This window comes from Croceicoccus sediminis (assembly GCF_007570835.1).
In the GTDB taxonomy this organism is placed as follows: domain Bacteria; phylum Pseudomonadota; class Alphaproteobacteria; order Sphingomonadales; family Sphingomonadaceae; genus Croceicoccus; species Croceicoccus sediminis.
In genome coordinates this window covers 304,928-323,719 of the sequence record NZ_SUNC01000004.1, presented here as the reverse complement: position 1 = coordinate 323,719, position 18,792 = coordinate 304,928, and the positions used below count along the sequence as shown (strand labels likewise).

Below are 18,792 nucleotides of genomic sequence, written 5' to 3'. Positions count from 1 at the left end.
ACCGTATAATGGCCGGCGCGAAGAACCACGATTACCACATTCTGCCGGCAGATCCCTGGCCGCTCATCACGTCCGTCAGTGCTTTCGTGATGACCTCGGGTCTTGCCCTGTTCATGCACGACTATGCTTTCGGCACGTACCTGCTGATCGCCGGGTTCCTCGGCGTCATCATCTCGATGTTCAGCTGGTTCGGCAACATCATCAAGGAAGCCCACGCAGGCGACCACACCCCGGTCGTTCAGCTGCACCAGCGTTACGGCATGATCCTGTTCATCGCTTCGGAAGTGATGTTCTTTGTCGGCTGGTTCTGGGCGTTCTTCGACTTCTCGCTGTTCCCCTCGGCGCTGAGCGAGGTTGTCGACGGCCAGTGGCCGCCCAAGGCGATCGAAGCGGTCATGAACCCGTGGGACCTGCCGCTGCTCAACACCATGATCCTGCTGTGCTCGGGCACTACCGTGACCTGGGCGCACCACTCGCTGATCCACGGCGACCGTGACGGCCTGAAGAAGGGCCTTTGGGCCACCGTCATTCTAGGCGTGCTGTTCTCGGCGCTCCAGGCTTTCGAATACATGCACGCGCCGTTCCCGTTCGGTGAGAACACTTACGGCTCGGCCTTCTACATGGCGACCGGCTTCCACGGCTTCCACGTCATCGTCGGCACGATCATGCTGATCGTGTGCCTCGTTCGCGCCTACAAGGGCCACTTCACGCCCAAGCAGCACTTCGGTTTCGAAGCCGCGGCCTGGTACTGGCACTTCGTCGACGTCGTGTGGCTGTTCCTCTTCGTCGCGATCTACATCTGGGGCGGCGGGGACGCACCGTACCATAGCGCCTGATGACCGGCGATAAGGACGGCGGGGACGATCGCGAGGTCGCGCTTCCCGCTTCCGCCAACCTCGTGAAAGCCGCGGCGATGGGCGAATGCCCGCGCTGCGGCTCTCGCACATTGTTCAAGAGCGTGGTGAGCTTCGCCGACCGCTGCACCACCTGCGGGCTCGACTTTTCGCGGTTTAACGTCGGTGACGGCCCGGCCGCGTTTCTGACGCTGGCCATCGGTGCCATCCTGGCGGTGCTGGCCATCGTGTTGGACCAGTCGGTCCACCCGCCGTTCTGGGTCCACGTGATCCTGTGGGTGCCGCTGACCATCGGCATGGTGCTTTACGGTCTGCGCATCGCCAAGGGCATGTTGCTGATCACCGAGTACAAGCGCAGCGCGCGTGAGGCCGGCAGCCTCGAAACCGACGGCACCCGCGCACAAGACGACCAGGACGCGTGATCCGCAAGCTCCCCATCGTAGCAACCGTAATCGTCGTCGCTGCCGTTGCGACGATGATCGCACTCGGTTTCTGGCAGCTTGATCGCAGGGCCGAGAAAGAGGCTCTGCTCGTCCGCTACGACAGCGCGCTCGTCGATCCGGATCCTGTGGCTTTCCCGCTGAGCGATTCCGATCCGCACCGCTGGCTCTATCGCCAGTCCTCGCTCGATTGCCGCGAAGTCCTGTCGCAAAGCGCGATGAGCGGGCGCAATGCCGATGGCGAACCGGGCTGGGCCATGACAGCGCGCTGCGCCGTCGATGGCGGAGAGGCCGAGATCGACATTGGATGGAGCCGCAATCCCAATGGCCCCAGCTGGTCCGGCGGCACCGTTGCCGGGACGATCGCGCCGCTTGGCGAAACCGTCCGACTGGTCGCCGGTGAACCGCAGGCCGAGCTGGAGCCGCTGGCCCGGCCTGACCCGTCGGAAATCCCGAATAATCACCTGGCTTATGCCTTCCAGTGGTTCTTCTTTGCGATTACCGCGCTCGTTATCTACGCCCTCGCGCTCAAACGGCGTCTTGCGCGCAAGGGCGAGCAGGGCTAGGCGCGCGGCCCATGGAATACGTTTCGACAAGGGGCAGCGCACCGGCGCTGGACTTCCGCGGGGTCACGCTGGCTGGCCTGGCCAGCGACGGCGGCCTCTACGTGCCGCGCGCATGGCCGAGCTTTTCGCAAGACGAGATCGCCGCCATGGCGGGGCTCCCCTATGCCGAGTTGGCCGCACGGGTCATGCAGCCTTTCATCGGCGACTGCATCGCGCCCGAACGCCTGCTTGAACTGACGACACAGGCCTATGGCCGTTTCGCGCACAAGGCGGTGACCCCGCTCAAACAGTTCGACGAGACTCAGTGGCTGCTCGAATTGTTCCACGGGCCGACGCTGGCGTTCAAGGACGTCGCGCTCCAGCTTCTGGGCTTGTTGTTCGAGGAATTCCTCAAGGACAGCGACCAGCACCTCACCATTGTCGGCGCGACCAGCGGCGACACGGGTTCTGCCGCGATCGACGCGGTGGCCGGGCGTGACAAGATCGACATCTTCATGCTGCATCCCAAGGGCCGCGTGTCCGAAGTGCAGCGCCGCCAGATGACGAGCGTGATCGCGCCCAACGTCCACAACATCGCCATCGAAGGCAGCTTCGACGATGCGCAGGCGATGGTGAAACGGATGTTCGCCGATCGACAAATGACCGACCGTTTCCGCATCAGCGCGGTGAACTCGATCAACTGGGCCCGCCTGATGGCGCAGGTCGTCTACTACTTCGCCGCCGGGGTCCAGCTTGGTGCGCCGCACCGCAAAGTCGCGTTCTCCGTGCCCACCGGCAACTTCGGCGACGTGTTCGCGGGATATGTCGCGGCGAAGATGGGCCTGCCCGTCGAGCGCCTCGTCGTCGCCACGAACGTGAACGACATTCTGCACCGCGCGATCTCCACCGGCGACTATTCGGCCCACGGCGTCACGCCGACCGACGCACCGTCGATGGACATCCAGGTTTCGTCGAACTTCGAACGCCTCCTGTTCGACGCGGGTGGGCGCGATGGTCTTGCCATGGCGGACCAGATGAAGGGTTTCGAGGCATCGAAGGCGATGCAGCTGACCAATACGCAGCGCGATGGCGCCGCCGCCCTGTTTACCAGCGAGCGTGCCGACGCGGCCCAGACCGCCGATGCCATGCGCTGGGCGTGGGACAATTGCGGTGAAGTGATCGACCCGCATACCGCGATCGGGCTTCACGCCGCGCTCAACACAAGGCTGCCCGCGGGGGTCCCGATGGTCACTCTGGCCACCGCGCATCCGGCCAAGTTCGGACCTGCGGTCGAAAAGGCCATCGGTGAAAAGCCCATCCTGCCGCCGCGTGTCGGCGACCTGTACGACCGCGAGGAAGCCTTCAGCGAACTTCCCGGCACATATGAGGCCGTGGCCGAATTCGTCGCCGAACGGGCCACGCCGAGCCCGCTCTAATGGCAGTTCTGGCCGAAAACCCGATCCTGCTCGCGGGCGAGGGCTGGGACGGTTATCGCCTGCTGGACAGCGGGAACGGCCGCAAGCTGGAAGGCTATGGCCCGTACCGCTTCATTCGCCCCGAACCGCAGGCGATGTGGACCCCGCGCAGCAAGGACTGGCAGGCCGATGGCGAGTTCATCCCCGCCAGCGACGAGGATGGCGGCGGCCGCTGGCACTTCAACACGAAAGTGCCGCGTGATGGCTGGCCGCTGTCGTGGCGCGAGGTGAACTTCACCGCGCAGTGCACGCCGTTCCGGCATCTCGGTTTCTTTCCCGACATGGCCCCGGTGTGGGACTGGATGGACGAACAGCTTGGCGGGCTGGACGATCCGCACACGCTGAACCTGTTCGGCTATACCGGCGTGGGCTCGCTCAGCCTCGCACGGCGCGGCCGGGTCGCGCACGTCGATGCCAGCAAGAAATCGGTGGCGCAGGCGCGCGACAATGCCGCCCTGTCGGGAATGCAGGATGCGCCGATCCGCTGGCTGGTCGACGATGCCGCGAAATTCGCTGCGCGCGAGGTGCGCCGCGAGCGCCGCTATGACGGCATCATCCTCGACCCGCCGAAATTCGGACGCGGTCCGGGGGGCGAGGTCTGGCGTATCGAGGACGGGTTGCCTGGCCTCGTCACCGATTGCCGCAGCCTACTCGACAGCGATTCGCGTTTTCTGTTCCTGACGGCCTATGCCGTGCGGATGAGCTCGCTCGCGCTGGCCGGACTGCTTGCGGAAAAGTTCGAAGGTCTTCCGGGCCGGATCGAACATGGCGAACTTGCCGTGCGCGAAGAGGGTGAGGGTGGGCGCATCCTGCCGACCGCGATCTTTGCGCGCTGGGTCAACGACGGGAAATGACGATGCGCGACAGCCTCACGCTGGAGGTCGAGGATTTCGTCGTCGACATCCTGACCGGGATCTACTCCGAAGAAACCGGCAAGCCGCAGCCGCTGCGCATTTCGATCGCGGTGGACCTTGCCATGCCCGAACGGTTCGAACCCGATACGCCCCTGTCGGCCAGCAAGAACTACATGGACCTGAAATTCGCCGCCAGCGAGGCCTTGCCCGAAGGGGTCCATTTCAAGCTGATCGAGGCCGTGGCCGAACATATCTGCGAAACGCTGTTCCTGCAGGACGACCGCGTGAACCAGGTCAGGGTGAAAATCGTGAAGCTCGCCATTGCCGAGGCGGACGAGAAGATCGGCATGACGCTGGTGCGGAACCGCCGGTAATGGCGGTGCGGGTCATTCCCGTGGCCCTGGGCGATGCGCAGCCGCTGGATGCTGCTGCCCGTTTTCATGCCGAGTTTCTGCCGGAAATCGAGGATGTGCTCGCGTCCGGAAGCAGCGTCACCGTCCATTTCTCCGCGGCCGAGGAAAAGCCGCATCGCTGGCGCAAGGAAGCGATTGGCGCGCTCGCCCGCAAATATGCACCGCTGCGTGTGAACGCGGTCTCGCCTTCCAACGATGGGAACGAGGCAGCAGTTCAGGCCGCCATCGATTTCCTGTCCGGCAACGAAGGCGTGACCGGGCAGATCGTTATCGCGGGCTGAGTGTCGCGGTCAAAGGCCGCGCAGGCTGGAGAGGACCGCGTCTTCCGCCGCGATCAGCCCTTCGACCTTTTCGCGCAGCGCGATGATTTCGGGCAACCCTGCCGGCGTGCCCGTATCGGCCTCGCTGACCGCGCCGAGGGCGAGTAGCGAATCGAGATCGGCCAGCGCGAACATCGTGTCGCTGCGCGCCGATTCGAGGCTTGAGAGCGCGACTTCGGCATCCGACCATGCCAGTGTGCCGAGTGCGGCCCCGGATGCCGAACGCGCCCTGGCGCGGGCCGTGGCCTCGCGGGCTAGGAAAGTTTCGTGCGAGGCATAGGCCGCCTTTTCGATCGCGGCGAGGCGGCCGGGAAGATCGGCGGGCGGGGCAGGGGGCGTGACCGGTGCGGTCACGTCGGGTTCGGCCGGTGCGGCACTGCCCGTCATCCGTTCGGCCTCGCGCACGGCGAGCGAGGGATACTTCGAGGACGTGCTGGCACAAGCCGAAAGCGAGGCGGCGGCGCAGGCCAGGACGAGCAGGCGGGCGGCAGAGGTGCGAAAGTCGGGCATTGCCTCTCCCATAGCAGCTTGATTTGCCGGTGCCAGCCACCACCTTGCAACCATCGCGGCAAAGGCACCCTTGCGGCACGCTGCAAATGGCCAATCACGCGTTGACAGCGAAGGCCATCTCCAGTAACGGGCACCGCTCAATCCGGCATCGGCTTCGTTTTTTGCCGCGCCGGAAATAAACGCCCGCAGATCGGCACGGATACAACATCGGCGCTTTGACGTCGGGTCGTGGCTTCGCGGCAGAACAGACAGGTGAACAATGTTCGCAATCGTGCGTACAGGCGGCAAGCAGTATCGCGTTGCCGAAGGTGACAAGATCGCAGTCGAAAAGCTGGCAGGTGAAGCCGGCGACACGATCACTCTGGGTGACGTGCTTCTCGCCGGTGAAGGCGACAAGCTCGAAGACGCCTCGAAGGTGACGGTCTCGGCCGAAATCATCGCCCAGGCGAAGTCGGAGAAGGTCGTCGTTTTCAAGAAGCGTCGCCGTCACAACTACCGCCGCAAGAACGGTCACCGCCAGCAGATGACCCTGCTGCGCATCACTTCGGTCGGCGCTGCCAAGAAGGCACCGGCGAAGAAGACCGAAAAGCAGGAAGACGCGGCCTAAGTCGCCGCCCAACGGAATTCGGAGCACTAAACCATGGCACATAAAAAAGCAGGCGGTTCGTCGCGTAACGGTCGCGATTCGGTCGGCCGCCGCCTTGGCGTGAAGAAGTTCGGTGGCGAAGCCGTCGTCGGTGGCAACATCATCGTGCGTCAGCGCGGTACGAAGTTCTACCCCGGCGACAACGTCGGCATCGGCCGCGATCACACGCTGTTCGCGCTGACCGAAGGTCAGGTACGCTTCCATGAAGGCAAGCTCGGCCGCAAATTCGTATCGGTCGATGCGCTGGCGGAAGCCGCCGAGTAATCGGATGGTCGATAACGGGCCGTCCTGCGAAGGATGGCCTCGCCGACACCTGATGTCGGCCTGAAAAGGGAGAGGGGCCACCCCCGCTCCCTTTTTTCGTTCTGCTCTCCCTGATCCTGCATTCGGCCCCATTTGCGGGCCGGTTGCCACCATAATGAAACGCATCGTTGCTATCGGCGCGATGCGAAATTCAGGGAGTGACATCGCGATGTTCATTCGCAGCGAAAACCTGTTCGTCCGCCCGGCCTGGCCGGAAGACCGTCCCCGGCTGTCCCGGCTCGACGTTCCCGCCCGCGTCGATCCGTTCAAACTGGACGGTCAGGGCCTTGTCGTGACTTTGCCCGGCGGACACGATGCGCGGGGCGAAAGGGTTGCCGGCGCGCGCCTGATCGGTACTGGCGGTTTTCGCGTGACGCGCGGCCGGTGGCAGCCGGTCCTCTGGCTGGCGCCCGCGTGGCGCAGTCTGGGCCTGTTCGACGAGGCCGAGGAATCGCTGGATCAATTGGCGGGTCAGCTGCCCCCTCCGCCCGGTGACGGCGGAATGGATGAGCTGGTCGCGATCGCGGCGTAACTTTCCCATGAAATTTGCTGCGGGCGCGCGATCGATGCGGTCGTGCGCTCGCCGGTTTCCGTGCGGATTTCCCGTTGCCCCGTGATGTGTTAGACTGCGCGCCATTGGGGATTGGGGAAATTACAGTTCTATGACGATGCGAAAGCGGCTCAGCCCCGCTGACAGCCAACGTATGGCATTGGATGCTGCATTGCAGATCCTGATCGAGAACGGCCCGCAGGCTGTCACGCTCAAGGCGGTGGCGGCCAAGGTCGGTCGTACCCATTCGAACCTGCTGCACCATTTCGGAAGCGCCGACGGGTTGCAAAAGGCCTTGGCCGGTCATCTGGCGTCTGGGGTTTGCGCAACGATCGGCAGGGCGGTGCAGGCCCGGCGTGCCGGTCAAGGCAGCGCGCGCGAGATCGTGGATCTGGTCTTCGACGCTTTCGGCAAGCAGGGCGCAGGCGCGCTGGCCAACTGGATGGCGGTGACGGGGGATCGCGACGCGCTGGACCCCATATTCGAGGCCATTCACTTACTGCTCGACCAGATCGGCCCGGCGGGCGAGGACTGGCAGAGAGTGCGCGAGGTGACGATGACGCTCGTGCTCCAGGCGCTGGGCGAAGCGATGATCGGCAACCTGCTGGCGGATTCTCTGGACCTGCCGCACGGGCATGCGCGCGATGTCGCGACGCGCCAGCTGGTCGCCATGCTGCCGCGTGGTGAGGCGGCGGGCGGCGAGGAAGAATCGGTCGCCGGTTAGCTTTGGGGGCAGCTCAGATTTCGGGGCCGGTCAGCGCGCCCTGCAGCCATTTCGGGAAAAGCGACGGATCGGCATCGGCGACGCGCACGTGATCGACCGCAAGGTCATGAGCTTCGTAAGCGATGCGGCGGCGCTTTTCGTCGGACTTGTTCAGCGGCACGACGACAAGGCGGCGGTTCACCTTCTGCCGCCAGTTCATGCGCGCGGTGTTTTCCTGTCCGACATAACAGCCCTTTGCGAAGCTGACGCCCCTCAGTTCCACCGCATTGCATTCGAGCCAGAGCGTTTGGTCATGGCCAAGCTCGTCACGGCCCTCTGCCACGCCCAGCGACAGGCGATGCTTGCGGTAGGCCTCGTCCGCGCAGTCGGCGGGATCGTCCTCCGCCGGTTCCAGCCAGCGTTGACCCAGGGCCGCCATGCGCGGATCATCCCCGCCGCCGTCGCCGCGATGCGACGTCCAGTGGACGGCGACGGCCGGGTCGATGGCGATGTCGATCTTGCGGCGAAGGCGATAGAGCGTGAGGCGGCGGGCCAGTTCCTCGGCATGGGCGGCCTCGCAATCGATCAGCAGCGCGTCCTTGGCGGGCCAGACGAAGAAATCGAACAGCGCCTTGCCCTGCGCGCTGAGCAGTGCGGCCCAGACCGGCAGCGCGCCCTTCACGTCGTTGGTCACCAGTCCCTGCAGGAATTCGGCGACGTCGCTTCCGCCTGCGCCTTCCTCTCCAGAAAGGCGGATGATCGCCCTGTCGCACAGCCGTGTCGAGGTGAAGCCGTCGCTCATGCAAGTCCCTTTGCCAAATCGCCCGTGCCATCCTAGATGATGGGGCATGACTGATACGCACCAAACCCCCGAATGGGTCCTGAGCGGCGGCACCGTGCATACGCCGTCCGGACCGGTCGAAGCCGAGGTCGCCGTTGCCGGTGGCCGCATTGTGGGAGTTGGGCATTATCCCGGCATTCGCAAGGTCGATTGCACCGGGCTCGATATTCTTCCCGGCGTCATCGACAGCCAGGTCCATTTCCGCGAACCGGGGCTGGAGCAGAAGGAAGACCTTGAAACCGGCAGCCGCGCGGCGGTTCTGGGCGGCATCACCGCCGTTTTCGAGATGCCGAACACCAATCCCAATACCGACACCGAAGAGCGCATCCACGACAAGCTGAAGCGCGCCCATCACCGCATGTGGTGCGACCATGCCTTCTATGTCGGCGCGACGGCCGAAAACGCGGAAAGCCTTGCCGAACTGGAGCGCATTCCCGGCACGGCCGGCGTGAAGATCTTCATGGGCGCATCGACCGGCAGCCTGCTGGTGGCAGAGGACGAGAACCTTGCCCGCGTGCTGGCATCGGGCCGCCGCCGCGTCGCGATCCATGCAGAGGACGAGGAGCGCATGAACGCGCGCAAGGACAAGCGGGTGGAAAACGATCCGTCCAGCCATCCCGTCTGGCGCGATGACGAATCGGCCATGCTGGCCACTCGCCGCATCCTGCGCCTTGCACGAGAGGCGAACCGCCCGATCCATATCCTGCACGTGACCACCCCGGCGGAGCTGGAAGTCATCTCGCAGCACCGCGACGTCGCGACCTGCGAAGTGACGCCGCAGCACCTGACGCTCAATGCCGAGGATGCGTATCCCCGGCTTGGTAGTCATGCCCAGATGAACCCGCCGATCCGCAGCAAGGCGCATGTCGACGGATTGTGGCACTGGTTGCAGCAGGGCGTGCCCGATGTCATCGGATCGGACCATGCGCCCCACACGCTGGAGGAAAAGGCCAAGCCCTATCCCAACAGCCCCAGCGGGATGCCGGGCGTGCAGACGTTGCTGCCGCTCATGCTGAACCACGTGCTGGAAGGGCGAATGACGTTGGAACGGCTGATCGACATGACCAGCGCGGGCGTGCAGCGCGTGTTCGGGCTTGTCGGCAAGGGCCGCATCGCTGCCGGTTATGACGCCGATTTCACCATCGTCGATCGCAAGGGCAGCTTCACCATTACGGACGAATGGCTGGCCTCGCGCTGTGGCTGGTCGCCGTTCACGGGAATGGAGCTGAAGGGCCGCGTTGTCGGCACGATCATCCGCGGCAATGTCGCGATGTGGGACGGGCAGCTCGGTGAAAGCGCGCAGGGCGAACCGCTGCGTTTCGCCTTCGCGCTCTGAAGGTCCTGAACGGAAAAGGGCGGATCAGACGGGGTCGGGCGGTGGACGCCGCTTGCGCCCCCTGATCAGGATATCGGCACAGAACAGCACGGCTGCGGTCCAGATCAGGGCAAAGCAGATCGCCTGCGCCGTTACCAGCTGTTCGCCAAAGATGAAGAGGCCCGACAGGAAGACCAGCGTCGGCGCGAGGAACTGGACAAAGCCCAGCGCCGAATAGGTCATGCGCCGCGCCGCCGTTGCGAACAGCAGAAGGGGAACGCCGGTCACCAGCCCCGAGCCCATCAGGAGTAGCGAGGTCGAAACGTTCGTCCCGAAATCTTCCGCCCCTTCCGGTACGAAAGCCAGCACGCCGAGCGCGAGCGGAGCGATGAGCAGCACTTCGACCGTAAGGCCCGGCAGCGAATCGACCTTCACCTTCTTGCGGACCAGCCCGTAGAGCCCGAAGGAAAACGCCAGCGTCAGGCTGATGTAGAGCGTTTCGGCCGCCTCGAACGCCAGCACGCCGATGCCCATCGCGGCGACGGCCACGGCAAGCCACTGCAACCTGGCCAGCTTTTCGTGCAGGAAAATCGTGCCCAGCAGCACGTTGACAAGCGGGTTGATGTAATAGCCGAGGCTGGCCGCGTAGAACTGCCCCGCCTGGACCGCGAGGATGTAAATGACCCAGTTGACGGTGATGAGCAGCGCGCTGACCAGCAGGAGCGCGACGGCCCGCCGGTCGGCCAGCGCCGCCTTCAGCTTTGCGAAGTCGCGAAACAGCAGCAGTGCGGCAAAGCAGACGGGAATCGTCCACAGCACGCGCCACGCGACGAGCCGGAACGGATCGACCGGGTTCAGCCACACCAGGAAAAGCGGGATCAGGCCCCAGATCGTGTAGGCGCCCAGTGCAAAGGGCAGGCCGCCGCGCCTGGGCTGCGATTCGATTTTCGTAGTCACGCGCCGCCCCTAGGCCCGAATTTGCCGCACCGATAGGGCGTGCATGCAAATCGGCAGGACGAGGCGATCTGTTATCATGGCGTTCAGGTTTACACCCCTAATCCTGAATGGGCGATAGAGATACAGAATTTTTGGAGTTGTCCCCGATGTCCCTTTCCCCTCTTTTCCGCACTGGCCTTGCGCTTGCCGCTGCACCCGCGCTTGCCATCGGCGTCGTGCCCACGGTGCAGGCCGCTGCCTTCGATCATCCGGTCGCTTCGACCTATGAAGTCGAAAGCGCCGCGCACAAGCGTCACAAGCATGACCGTCACGACCGTTATGACCGCTATGATCGGTACGACCGCTATGATCGGTATGACCGTCGCGGCGAACGTTATGGCAGCCGCGATTATTACTACGGCGACCGCGTAACGCGAAACACCCGCGTGTGGCGCGGCAACGATGGCCGTTACTATTGCCGCAAGGACAACGGCACGACCGGCCTGCTGATCGGCGGCGCCGTAGGCGGCCTGATCGGTAACGAGGTTGCGCGCGACAAGACGCTGGGCGCGATCCTGGGCGCTGCTGGCGGTGCCCTGTTGGGCCGCGAGATTGACAGGGGCGGCTCGCGCTGCCGCTAAGCGCCTTCGAAGTGTGAAACAGGAACGCCGCGCCGGGATGACCGTCGCGGCGTTTCCTTTATTGCACCCTTACTTCAGGCCAACGCCGATGCTGGCCTCGATCTCGTCTCCCTCGGCAGAGGCGACGGGATAGGAGCAGTAGTCGGCGGCATAGAATGCGCCTGGACGGTGGTTGCCCGAAAGGCCCGTGCCGCCGAACGGAGCGGCGGAGGATGCGCCGTTCGTGGGCCTGTTACGATTGACGATGCCGGCCCGGCTTTCGCGCCAGAACTGCTGCCACTGTTCTTCGCTACCCCCGACGAGAGAGGCCGACAGGCCGTAGGCGGTATCGTTCGCCGCTGCGATGGCCGCGTCGAAATCGGGGACGCGCACGATCTGCAGGACAGGGCCGAAAAGCTCCCGATCGGGCAGGTCCGCGACGCCGGTGACGTCCAGGATCGCGGGCGTGAGCAGTGGCCTCGACGGATCGGGCCGTTCGAGGGGGCGCAGCACTTTCGCGCCCATTTCGAGCAGCTGGTCATAGCCGCGTTGCAACCCGTCCGCCGCGTCGTTGTCGATGACGGGGCCCATGTAAGGCTGCGGATCGTCGAACGGGGCGCCGACGCGGATACGGTCGACCAGCGGCAGCAGTTCGGCCAGCAGCGCATCTGCCATGCTGTCCTTCACGATCAACCGGCGCGCGGCGGTGCACCGCTGGCCCGCCGTCGTATAGGCCGACTGCACGATGATCGTGGCGGCTTCGGCCAGTTTGTCCGTGTCCCAAACGACGAGCGGATTGTTGCCGCCCATTTCCAGCGCACAGATCACGCCGGGGCGTTCGGCCAGCGCCTTGCCGATGGCGATGCCGGTATTGGACGATCCGGTGAACAGCACGCCGTCGACCCGCGTATCGCTGGTCAGCGTGCGGCCCACGTCTGCCGCGCCGACGACGCACTGCACGACATCGCCGGGAATGCCCGCACGGTGGTACAGTTTTACGAGGTGCTCACCCACCGCGGGCGTCTTTTCCGACGGTTTGAACACGCAGACATTGCCCGCCAGCAGCGCGGGGACCATGTGCCCGTTCGGCAAGTGCGCGGGGAAGTTGTAGGGGCCGAGCACCGCCATCACGCCGTGTGGCTTGTGACGCAGGGCGGACCGGCCACCGGGCGCTTCGTCGATGCGGACGCCGGTGCGTTCTTCATGCGCGCGGATCGAAATCGCGACTTTGGCCGCAACGGCGGCGACTTCGGTCTTCGCCTCCCACAGCGGCTTGCCCGTTTCGCGCGCGATCAGTTCGGCAAAGGCGTCGGCATCTTTCTTCACTTCCTCGGCAAAGGCTTCGAGCAGCTCCACGCGCTCTTCCAGCGGGCGGGCGGCCCAGGCGGGGAAGGCGGCGCGCGCGCGGGCGATCGCAGCAGAGGCATCGCCATGTTCACCGCGCCAGAGTTCGGCGCCGGTCGCCGGTTCGGTAGAAATCAGGGTCACGGCGGTCATCCTCCTGTCACTGGCCGGCTGGTGCGGGCCACGCATGTCTATCATGCACCCCTATCTAGGGCTCCATCGTTGCAAATGAAACCACCTCTATGGCTGTGCGGCGGGCTTTGGCGCGGGGCCGTGGGCGTCGCCCATGCCGCGCAGGGCCGCGACCTTGCGGTCCAGCACCGACCAATCGTTTTCGAGGTCGACTGCGTTCAGGATCGCCTCCACTTCCTCGATCAACAACGACTGCGGCGCATCGTCGGACCAGTATTCGTGCGTGTCGGAGACGCGCGGCGCATCGTTCAGCGCATCGCGAAAGGCGTCCATCTCCGCGCCATTGGGCAGGCTGTTGGTGCGCGCGGCAAAGAAGAAGGCGTCCGGCTGCATCCCGCTTGCGGTAAGCGCTGCTTCGCCGCTTGTAACCAACTGCGCCGCCTGTTCGGGCGAGGCACCGGGCGCGCCAAGCCGCCATGCGAAGCGGCGGGCGACGTTGTCGGTGAACAGCTGCGGAAACCGTTCCAGCGCGGCGACCAGCGGCGGTGCTTCGCAGATCGGCCGCAGGGCTATGCAAAGCTGCGCCGCGTTCCAGTGCATCGCCTCGGCCTGCCTGCCGAAGGCGTAGAGGCCCGAATGGTCGAAATAGGCGGCGGTGAAGGCCGCGTCCCACTTCGGCAACCAGCGCCACGGGCCATAATCGAAGCTTTCGCCCGAAACGTTCATGTTGTCGGTGTTGAGCACGCCGTGGACAAACCCCGCGGTCACGTAGGACGCGGCAAGGTCGGCCATGCGCTCCACCACCAGGTGGGCAAGCCGGACTGGCGGCAAGTCGCGTTCGGGCGCGTCTCCGGGCGGCGGCGGGCCGGGATATTGCGCCAGCGCGTATTCGACGAGCTCTGCAAGGTGATCGTTCTCTCCCAGCGCGGCGAGGCGCTGGAAACTGCCGATGCGCACGTGCCCGTGGCTGAGCCGCACCATGACGGCGGAACGGGTGGGCGAAGGTTCGTCCTGGCGCTGCAGGTTCTCGCCCGTCTCGATCACCGAGAAGGTTTTCGACGTGTTTGCGCCCAGCGCCTCCAGCATCTCGGTCGCGAGAATTTCGCGCACCGCGCCGCGCAAGGTCAGCCGGCCGTCGCCAAACCGGCTGTAGGGCGTCTGTCCCGACCCCTTGGTGCCAAGGTCGAGCAGGCGATCTGCGCCGTCGCGCATCTGGGCAAACAGGAACCCGCGGCCATCGCCGATATCGGGGTTGTAGTTGCGGAACTGGTGCCCGTGATACCGCATCGCCAGCGGGCCGGGCAGGTTGTCGGGCAGGGGTTGAAACCTGCCGAAGTGGGCCAGCCATTCGGCATCGCTCAACCCGTCCAGACCCACCGCCTTGTCCCAGCGATCGTTGCGAAAGCGCAAGGTGGTTTCGGGAAAGTCCGCGGCTTCCACCGGGTCGGCGATCCATTCGGCAATCTGCGCGATCGGTGTGTCGGGACGATAGCGTGATGCTTGCGGTTCGCGTGCCATGTAGCGATAGTGGGGGCCACCCTATCGCTTCGCAAGGCTTCACAGCACAGGGTTCGGGGCATAAGGACGGGGCAATCCGAACGAAATCGAGCACAGGGGCGCTTTGCACGAATGACTGGTGAAAAGGCCGCGACCAAGTCGTGGCGCGATTCCTTCTGGCGCAGCGAGGACGGGCTCGAGCTGCATTACCGCGACTATCCGGGGCCGGAAGGCAGCAGGGCGATACCCGCGCTGTGCATTCCCGGCCTTAGCCGCAATGCGCGCGATTTCCACGATCTTGCCCTGCATCTGGCGCATGACCGGCGTGTCATCGTCGTCGACCTGCGGGGCAGGGGCGACAGCGAATATGCCAAAGTCGGATCGACCTATAACCCGCTGCAATATGCACAGGACCTGCAAAGGCTGTTCGTCCTGGCCGATCTGGACAGGGCCGTTTTTATCGGCAGTTCGCTGGGCGGACTGGTCACGATGATCCTCGCCATGCTCGATCCTGCGCGGATCGCGGCGGCGATCCTGAACGATATCGGACCGGTCATCGGGCGTGCGGGCCTTGAACGGATTTCGGGCTATGTCGGGCAAGGGCGCAGCTATCCCACGTGGATGCACGCGGCCTGGGCCCTGCAGGACATGCACCAGGACACTTATCCCGACTGGAAGCTCGAAGACTGGCTGGCCGAGGCGAAGCGCGCGATGGAGCTGGGCAACAACGGGCGTATCACGTTCGATTACGACATGCGCGTGGCCGAAACCTTTCAGCAGGGGCTGGCCGATGCCGCCGAGACCGAGATCTGGAACGGGTTCGATGCGTTGAAGGGAAAACCGGTGCTGATCCTGCGCGGCGAACATTCGGACATCCTGACCGGCGCGACCGCGCGCGACATGGTCTCTCGCTTCGACGGGGTCGAACTCGTCACCGTGCCGCGCGTGGGGCATTTGCCGACCCTGTCCGAACCCGCCGCGGTTGAGGCGATAGACCGGCTGTTTGACGAAAGGCTTCCGCTTGCGATCAAGGCTGGCCCTGGCGACCAAGGCTAGGTAAGCGGCTGGCATGGCTGCTAAGAAAACCGTCAAGAAGATCAAGGTGCACCGCGTCCGCAAGGTGCTCCACGTCGGGATCGACCTCGTCAAGGCGCCGTGGACGGCAACGCTGGTCCAGGCGCTGCCTTCCAACGTGGAAAATCACGGACCGCATACCGACGATCCGACGGCATCTTTGTTGCAGCTATATCGCCCCCAATTCCCACCTTTGCGCCCGCGTTCCGGGCCGGGGCCGATGAACCGCATGGCGCGGGTGATGCGCGGATACGAACTCGTCATCTCGCATGGCAGCCGCGCCTTTCCCGCCACGATGGGCCACACCCTTTTCGGAGAGGCGCTGAAACTGCCGCCGCTGGTCCATTACCACGACGGCGTGGACGAAGTGCCCAAGGGCTGGTGGGTGCGTTTCCGCCGCCGGCTGGGCTTTGCCCGTACGCCGCTGGTGATCGTGCCGACACAGTCCGCCGCGCAGTCGGTGACGGCCGCGTGGAACGTGCCGGGGCAGCGCGTGCGCATCCTGCCGCCGGTCTTTCCAAAGCCCAAGGGCGGCGCGAACATCCCACGCCTGATGAAACGCGGCAATGAAAAGTGGCTGGGCATCCGCGCCGCCGATGCCATCGCCATGCTCAACGAAATCGTTTCGGCCATGATCGAGATGGACAATGCGTGGCACGTCGTCGTTTTCGGACCGGCAGAGGAAACGAACCGGGTGCGCGCGGCGTTCGATGCCGGGGACATGGTCGACAGGCTCCACGTGACCGACCGGTATCACGGTCCGGGCGCGGTCGCCGCCTTGTTCGATCTCGCGCTGCTGGATGGCCGCGACGGGTTGATCCCGCCCGATATGCCCGCGCTGATGGCCGCTGGCGTGCCGATCGCCGCGCTTGGCCCGCGCGGTCTGGGCGAGCTTTTGCCAGAGGAAAGCCGCGCGATGCTCCTTGCGCCCGGTGCCGATCTTGCCGGCAGGCTGCAACAGATCGCGCACGACGACGCTGCGCTTGCCCGGTCGGGAGAGGCGAATGCCGCCTTCGCCGAACAGCACAACGACCCCGCGCCGCATCTTTCGGCGCTGGCAGGATTGCTTGGCCTGAACGCCTTGCAGGACCGCTGATCGGGCCGATTTCATCCGCCGTTCACCCGCCTCCTGCTTGATGACGGGGGATGCTGGTGCCCGAAGGCAGGCTTTGTCGTTGAAAAGGCGCTTTGCCGCCCCTAAACCGCACGCGTTCGAATAATATTGAAAGCCCGAAAGGCACTGGACTTGGCGCTTCGCCCGAAATCTCCGAAAACCGATCTCGAAAAGACTGCGCAGCGTGATGAGGCGCGCAACGATGTCTTCATGCGCGAGGTCGACGACGCCGTCCGGCAGGACCAGATGGCCAACGCCGCCAAGCGGTTCGGCATTCCACTGGCGATTCTCCTCGTGCTCGGCCTTGCGGGGCTGGGCGGATACTTGTGGTGGGATTCGCAGCAGACCGCCAAGGCCGAGGAAGATTCGGTCGCCATGACGCTGGCTATCGACAGGCTTGAGGCGAACCAGCCCGATGCGGCGCTGGAAAAGGTCGCGCCGCTGAAGGACAGCGATATCGAAGGCTTCGCCGTTCAGGCGAGGCTATTGGAAGCCGGGATCGCGCAGCAGCGGGGTGAGGATGAAAAGGCCGCCAAGCTGTTCGGCGAAGTCATCGCAGATGCCGATGCGCCCGCGCCGATGCGCGATCTTGCCACGCTGCGCCTCGTTTCGCTGCAGTACGACGACATGAAGCCCGAAGACGTGGTGGCAAAGCTCAAGCCGCTGGCCGTTCCGGGCGAACCGTTCTTCCCGTCGGCCGCCGAAATGGTCGGCATGGCCTATATCGAACAGGGCAAGCCTGAACTTGCCGGTCCGCTTTTCGCGGAAATCTCACGCGACGAAACCGCGCCGCAGGCCTTGCGCGCACGGGCCCGCCAGATCGCGGGCCTCGTCGGTACCGATGCCGTCGACGACGTCGACGAAGTCATGGAACAGATCGAGCGCAACAGCGCAGCCCGCGCCGCAGCACAGCAGCAGGCAGGGCAATAGGGAGCATGAAACAGATGAAGCATGAACGCGTCTCGCGGGGGAAAGTCCTGCGCACTGCCGCGCTTGCCACCGCCGCTGCGGCAACCCTTGCCGGGTGCGGTGCCTTCAAGGGCGACGGTCCGGAAAAGACCCCGACGCTGGGCGAACGCGTCCCGATCCTGTCGCGCATCGAAAGCGGCGCAAAAGTCGATCCGGCGCTGGCAGGGGTTCCCGTAACCCTGCCCGCGCAGCAGGTGAACGCCGAGTGGGCGCAGGCCGGCGGTTCGGCTTCGAAAAGCTATGGCAACCTCTCGCTCGCCGGAAGCCCGGTGCGCGCCTGGACCGCGTCGATCGCGGGCTCCACCAGCAAGCAGCGCCTTGCGGCCGCGCCCGTCATCGGCGGCGGACGCCTGTTTGCCTATGACACCAACGGTATCCTGCACGCCTTCGACGCGCAGACCGGCGGCAAGGTCTGGACCCGTTCCTTTGAGGTGAAGGGCGACGGTTCCTCGTCGGTCTATGGCGGCGGCGCCAGCTATGACGCGGGCAAGGTCTATGTCACCACCGGCGTCGGCGAAGTCGCGGCGCTGGATGCGGAAACCGGCGCGGAAATCTGGCGCATTCAACTCGCCAGCCCGCTGCGCGGTTCGCCGACGATCGCGTTCGGCGCGCTCTACGTGATGACGCAGGACAACCAGGTTATCTCGCTCGACATCAATACCGGCGCGACTCAGTGGACCGAGGCGGGTTCGTCGGGCCAGTCCGGCGTTTTCGGCGTGGCGGCACCGGCTGCGGGCCAGGGCACCGTGATCGCGGGTTTCAGCTCGGGCGAACTGATCGCCTATCGCTATGAAAACGGCCGCAACCTGTGGGCCGACGCTCTGGCGCGGACCAGCATTTCCACCTCGGTCGGCACGCTGACCGACGTCGATGCCGATCCGATCATCGATTCGGGCGCGGTCTACGCCCTTGGTCAGGGTGGCCGCATGGCCGCATACGAACTCGTCACCGGCCAGCGCATCTGGGAACTGAACCTTGCGGGCATTTCCACACCGGCGGTCGCAGGCGACTGGATCTTCGTGCTGACCGACGATGCCAAGGTCCTGGCCATCGCGCGTTCGACGGGCAAGGTCCGTTGGATGTCGGTCCTGCCGCAGTACCGGAACATGGACGATGAAAAGGGCGAGCTTTACTGGTCTGGCCCGGTCCTTGCCGGCAACCGCCTGTGGCTGACCAACACCAACGGCGAAGTCTGGTCGATCGAGGCGGCATCGGGCGAGGCATCGCCGTTCGCCGACCTTGACGAAAAGATCAGCCTTGCCCCTGTCGTTGCCAACAACACGCTCTACGTGCTGGACGACAACGGCAAGATCACCGCCTGGCGTTAAAAGCCGGGC

General features: G+C 65.0%; 22 protein-coding genes. 17 read left to right on the top strand and 5 right to left on the bottom strand.

Features of this window, described 5'->3' with window-relative positions; translation table 11 throughout:
• Positions 1 to 8 precede the first annotated feature (8 nt).
• From FAX90_RS14670 to FAX90_RS14640, 7 genes are read left to right on the top strand one after another with little or no spacing between them, the layout of a single operon-like run.
• Complete coding sequence (locus tag FAX90_RS14670) at positions 9 to 836, top strand: cytochrome c oxidase subunit 3 (protein ID WP_144098163.1); 828 nt, start codon at positions 9 to 11, stop codon at positions 834 to 836.
• Positions 836 to 1,276 carry a DUF983 domain-containing protein gene (locus tag FAX90_RS14665; RefSeq protein ID WP_144098162.1) on the top strand — a complete coding sequence of 147 codons (441 nt, stop codon included), beginning with the start codon at positions 836 to 838 and terminating at the stop codon, positions 1,274 to 1,276. The genes FAX90_RS14670 and FAX90_RS14665 overlap by 1 nt, the downstream gene beginning before the upstream one ends.
• The gene (locus FAX90_RS14660; protein WP_338080293.1) at positions 1,273 to 1,860 is read left to right on the top strand and encodes an SURF1 family protein; all 588 of its coding nucleotides are present in this window, start codon (positions 1,273 to 1,275) and stop codon (positions 1,858 to 1,860) included. Before FAX90_RS14665 ends, FAX90_RS14660 begins: the two co-directional genes overlap by 4 nt.
• 11 nt (positions 1,861 to 1,871) lie before the next feature.
• Positions 1,872 to 3,275 (top strand): threonine synthase, encoded by a 1,404-nt coding sequence (gene thrC / locus FAX90_RS14655; protein WP_144098161.1) that lies wholly within the window; start codon positions 1,872 to 1,874, stop codon positions 3,273 to 3,275.
• Complete coding sequence (locus FAX90_RS14650) at positions 3,275 to 4,168, top strand: class I SAM-dependent methyltransferase (RefSeq protein WP_144098160.1); 894 nt, start codon at positions 3,275 to 3,277, stop codon at positions 4,166 to 4,168. The genes thrC and FAX90_RS14650 overlap by 1 nt, the downstream gene beginning before the upstream one ends.
• A 2-nt stretch (positions 4,169 to 4,170) precedes the next feature.
• Positions 4,171 to 4,542 (top strand): dihydroneopterin aldolase, encoded by a 372-nt coding sequence (locus tag FAX90_RS14645; protein ID WP_144098159.1) that lies wholly within the window; start codon positions 4,171 to 4,173, stop codon positions 4,540 to 4,542.
• Positions 4,542 to 4,862, top strand: coding sequence for a Rossmann fold domain-containing protein (locus tag FAX90_RS14640; RefSeq protein ID WP_144098158.1), 321 nt, complete (start codon positions 4,542 to 4,544; stop codon positions 4,860 to 4,862). The genes FAX90_RS14645 and FAX90_RS14640 overlap by 1 nt, the downstream gene beginning before the upstream one ends.
• Before the next feature lie 9 nt (positions 4,863 to 4,871).
• Here FAX90_RS14640 and FAX90_RS14635 read toward each other — a convergent pair whose 3' ends face one another.
• The gene (locus tag FAX90_RS14635) at positions 4,872 to 5,423 is read right to left on the bottom strand and encodes a hypothetical protein (protein WP_144098157.1); all 552 of its coding nucleotides are present in this window, start codon (positions 5,421 to 5,423) and stop codon (positions 4,872 to 4,874) included.
• Positions 5,424 to 5,670: 247 nt separating this feature from the next.
• On the opposite strand from FAX90_RS14635, the gene rplU reads away from it, so the two are divergent.
• The 4 genes from rplU to FAX90_RS14615 all read left to right on the top strand — a co-directional run bounded on the left by rplU (position 5,671) and on the right by FAX90_RS14615 (position 7,634).
• On the top strand, positions 5,671 to 6,018 hold the full coding sequence (gene rplU, locus FAX90_RS14630) for a 50S ribosomal protein L21 (RefSeq protein WP_144098156.1): 348 nt from the start codon (positions 5,671 to 5,673) through the stop codon (positions 6,016 to 6,018).
• Between the two features lie 33 nt (positions 6,019 to 6,051).
• Positions 6,052 to 6,321, top strand: coding sequence for a 50S ribosomal protein L27 (gene rpmA / locus FAX90_RS14625; protein ID WP_144098155.1), 270 nt, complete (start codon positions 6,052 to 6,054; stop codon positions 6,319 to 6,321).
• Positions 6,322 to 6,475: 154 nt separating this feature from the next.
• On the top strand, positions 6,476 to 6,892 hold the full coding sequence (locus FAX90_RS14620; RefSeq protein ID WP_144098154.1) for a hypothetical protein: 417 nt from the start codon (positions 6,476 to 6,478) through the stop codon (positions 6,890 to 6,892).
• A 130-nt stretch (positions 6,893 to 7,022) separates the two neighbouring features.
• Positions 7,023 to 7,634, top strand: coding sequence for a TetR family transcriptional regulator (locus FAX90_RS14615; RefSeq protein ID WP_144098153.1), 612 nt, complete (start codon positions 7,023 to 7,025; stop codon positions 7,632 to 7,634).
• A 13-nt stretch (positions 7,635 to 7,647) separates the two neighbouring features.
• Here FAX90_RS14615 and ygfZ read toward each other — a convergent pair whose 3' ends face one another.
• A complete protein-coding gene (gene ygfZ, locus FAX90_RS14610) occupies positions 7,648 to 8,415 on the bottom strand; it encodes a CAF17-like 4Fe-4S cluster assembly/insertion protein YgfZ (protein ID WP_144098152.1) in 768 nt (255 codons plus the stop codon).
• A 46-nt stretch (positions 8,416 to 8,461) separates the two neighbouring features.
• Here ygfZ and FAX90_RS14605 point away from each other — a divergent pair, with 46 nt between their 5' ends.
• Positions 8,462 to 9,790, top strand: a complete 1,329-nt coding sequence (locus FAX90_RS14605; RefSeq protein ID WP_144098151.1) for a dihydroorotase — start codon at positions 8,462 to 8,464, stop codon at positions 9,788 to 9,790.
• Positions 9,791 to 9,814: 24 nt separating this feature from the next.
• On the opposite strand, the gene rarD is transcribed toward FAX90_RS14605, so the two are convergent.
• The gene (gene rarD / locus FAX90_RS14600) at positions 9,815 to 10,726 is read right to left on the bottom strand and encodes an EamA family transporter RarD (protein ID WP_240704929.1); all 912 of its coding nucleotides are present in this window, start codon (positions 10,724 to 10,726) and stop codon (positions 9,815 to 9,817) included.
• A gap of 146 nt (positions 10,727 to 10,872) precedes the next feature.
• Between rarD and FAX90_RS14595 the strand changes: the two genes are divergently transcribed.
• Complete coding sequence (locus FAX90_RS14595) at positions 10,873 to 11,346, top strand: glycine zipper 2TM domain-containing protein (RefSeq protein ID WP_144098150.1); 474 nt, start codon at positions 10,873 to 10,875, stop codon at positions 11,344 to 11,346.
• A 69-nt stretch (positions 11,347 to 11,415) separates the two neighbouring features.
• On the opposite strand, the gene astD is transcribed toward FAX90_RS14595, so the two are convergent.
• Positions 11,416 to 12,822, bottom strand: coding sequence for a succinylglutamate-semialdehyde dehydrogenase (astD, locus tag FAX90_RS14590; protein WP_144098234.1), 1,407 nt, complete (start codon positions 12,820 to 12,822; stop codon positions 11,416 to 11,418).
• A gap of 87 nt (positions 12,823 to 12,909) precedes the next feature.
• A complete protein-coding gene (locus FAX90_RS14585) occupies positions 12,910 to 14,319 on the bottom strand; it encodes a protein adenylyltransferase SelO family protein (protein ID WP_144098149.1) in 1,410 nt (469 codons plus the stop codon).
• A 111-nt stretch (positions 14,320 to 14,430) separates the two neighbouring features.
• Between FAX90_RS14585 and FAX90_RS14580 the strand changes: the two genes are divergently transcribed.
• The 4 genes from FAX90_RS14580 to FAX90_RS14565 all read left to right on the top strand — a co-directional run bounded on the left by FAX90_RS14580 (position 14,431) and on the right by FAX90_RS14565 (position 18,783).
• Positions 14,431 to 15,354 (top strand): alpha/beta fold hydrolase, encoded by a 924-nt coding sequence (locus FAX90_RS14580; protein WP_144098148.1) that lies wholly within the window; start codon positions 14,431 to 14,433, stop codon positions 15,352 to 15,354.
• A 13-nt stretch (positions 15,355 to 15,367) separates the two neighbouring features.
• A complete protein-coding gene (locus FAX90_RS14575) occupies positions 15,368 to 16,468 on the top strand; it encodes a glycosyltransferase (RefSeq protein ID WP_144098147.1) in 1,101 nt (366 codons plus the stop codon).
• Between the two features lie 150 nt (positions 16,469 to 16,618).
• The gene (locus FAX90_RS14570; protein WP_144098146.1) at positions 16,619 to 17,416 is read left to right on the top strand and encodes a tetratricopeptide repeat protein; all 798 of its coding nucleotides are present in this window, start codon (positions 16,619 to 16,621) and stop codon (positions 17,414 to 17,416) included.
• A gap of 5 nt (positions 17,417 to 17,421) precedes the next feature.
• The gene (locus FAX90_RS14565; RefSeq protein WP_144098145.1) at positions 17,422 to 18,783 is read left to right on the top strand and encodes an outer membrane protein assembly factor BamB family protein; all 1,362 of its coding nucleotides are present in this window, start codon (positions 17,422 to 17,424) and stop codon (positions 18,781 to 18,783) included.
• The last annotated feature ends 9 nt before the right edge of the window (positions 18,784 to 18,792 follow it).

What these genes read in the sequence shown, in the direction of transcription:
- FAX90_RS14620 (WP_144098154.1), top strand. Translation starts at nt 6,476, where the DNA reads ATGAAACGCATCGTTGCTATCGGCGCGATGCGAAATTCAGGGAGTGAC.
- astD (WP_144098234.1), bottom strand. Translation starts at nt 12,822, where the DNA reads ATGACCGCCGTGACCCTGATTTCTACCGAACCGGCGACCGGCGCCGAA.
- thrC (WP_144098161.1), top strand. Translation starts at nt 1,872, where the DNA reads ATGGAATACGTTTCGACAAGGGGCAGCGCACCGGCGCTGGACTTCCGC.
- FAX90_RS14645 (WP_144098159.1), top strand. Translation starts at nt 4,171, where the DNA reads ATGCGCGACAGCCTCACGCTGGAGGTCGAGGATTTCGTCGTCGACATC.
- FAX90_RS14635 (WP_144098157.1), bottom strand. Translation starts at nt 5,423, where the DNA reads ATGGGAGAGGCAATGCCCGACTTTCGCACCTCTGCCGCCCGCCTGCTC.
- FAX90_RS14580 (WP_144098148.1), top strand. Translation starts at nt 14,431, where the DNA reads ATGACTGGTGAAAAGGCCGCGACCAAGTCGTGGCGCGATTCCTTCTGG.
- FAX90_RS14650 (WP_144098160.1), top strand. Translation starts at nt 3,275, where the DNA reads ATGGCAGTTCTGGCCGAAAACCCGATCCTGCTCGCGGGCGAGGGCTGG.
- FAX90_RS14595 (WP_144098150.1), top strand. Translation starts at nt 10,873, where the DNA reads ATGTCCCTTTCCCCTCTTTTCCGCACTGGCCTTGCGCTTGCCGCTGCA.
- FAX90_RS14670 (WP_144098163.1), top strand. Translation starts at nt 9, where the DNA reads ATGGCCGGCGCGAAGAACCACGATTACCACATTCTGCCGGCAGATCCC.
- FAX90_RS14565 (WP_144098145.1), top strand. Translation starts at nt 17,422, where the DNA reads ATGAAACAGATGAAGCATGAACGCGTCTCGCGGGGGAAAGTCCTGCGC.
- FAX90_RS14585 (WP_144098149.1), bottom strand. Translation starts at nt 14,319, where the DNA reads ATGGCACGCGAACCGCAAGCATCACGCTATCGTCCCGACACACCGATC.
- rpmA (WP_144098155.1), top strand. Translation starts at nt 6,052, where the DNA reads ATGGCACATAAAAAAGCAGGCGGTTCGTCGCGTAACGGTCGCGATTCG.
- FAX90_RS14575 (WP_144098147.1), top strand. Translation starts at nt 15,368, where the DNA reads ATGGCTGCTAAGAAAACCGTCAAGAAGATCAAGGTGCACCGCGTCCGC.
- rplU (WP_144098156.1), top strand. Translation starts at nt 5,671, where the DNA reads ATGTTCGCAATCGTGCGTACAGGCGGCAAGCAGTATCGCGTTGCCGAA.
- FAX90_RS14605 (WP_144098151.1), top strand. Translation starts at nt 8,462, where the DNA reads ATGACTGATACGCACCAAACCCCCGAATGGGTCCTGAGCGGCGGCACC.
- ygfZ (WP_144098152.1), bottom strand. Translation starts at nt 8,415, where the DNA reads ATGAGCGACGGCTTCACCTCGACACGGCTGTGCGACAGGGCGATCATC.
- FAX90_RS14665 (WP_144098162.1), top strand. Translation starts at nt 836, where the DNA reads ATGACCGGCGATAAGGACGGCGGGGACGATCGCGAGGTCGCGCTTCCC.
- FAX90_RS14640 (WP_144098158.1), top strand. Translation starts at nt 4,542, where the DNA reads ATGGCGGTGCGGGTCATTCCCGTGGCCCTGGGCGATGCGCAGCCGCTG.
- FAX90_RS14615 (WP_144098153.1), top strand. Translation starts at nt 7,023, where the DNA reads ATGACGATGCGAAAGCGGCTCAGCCCCGCTGACAGCCAACGTATGGCA.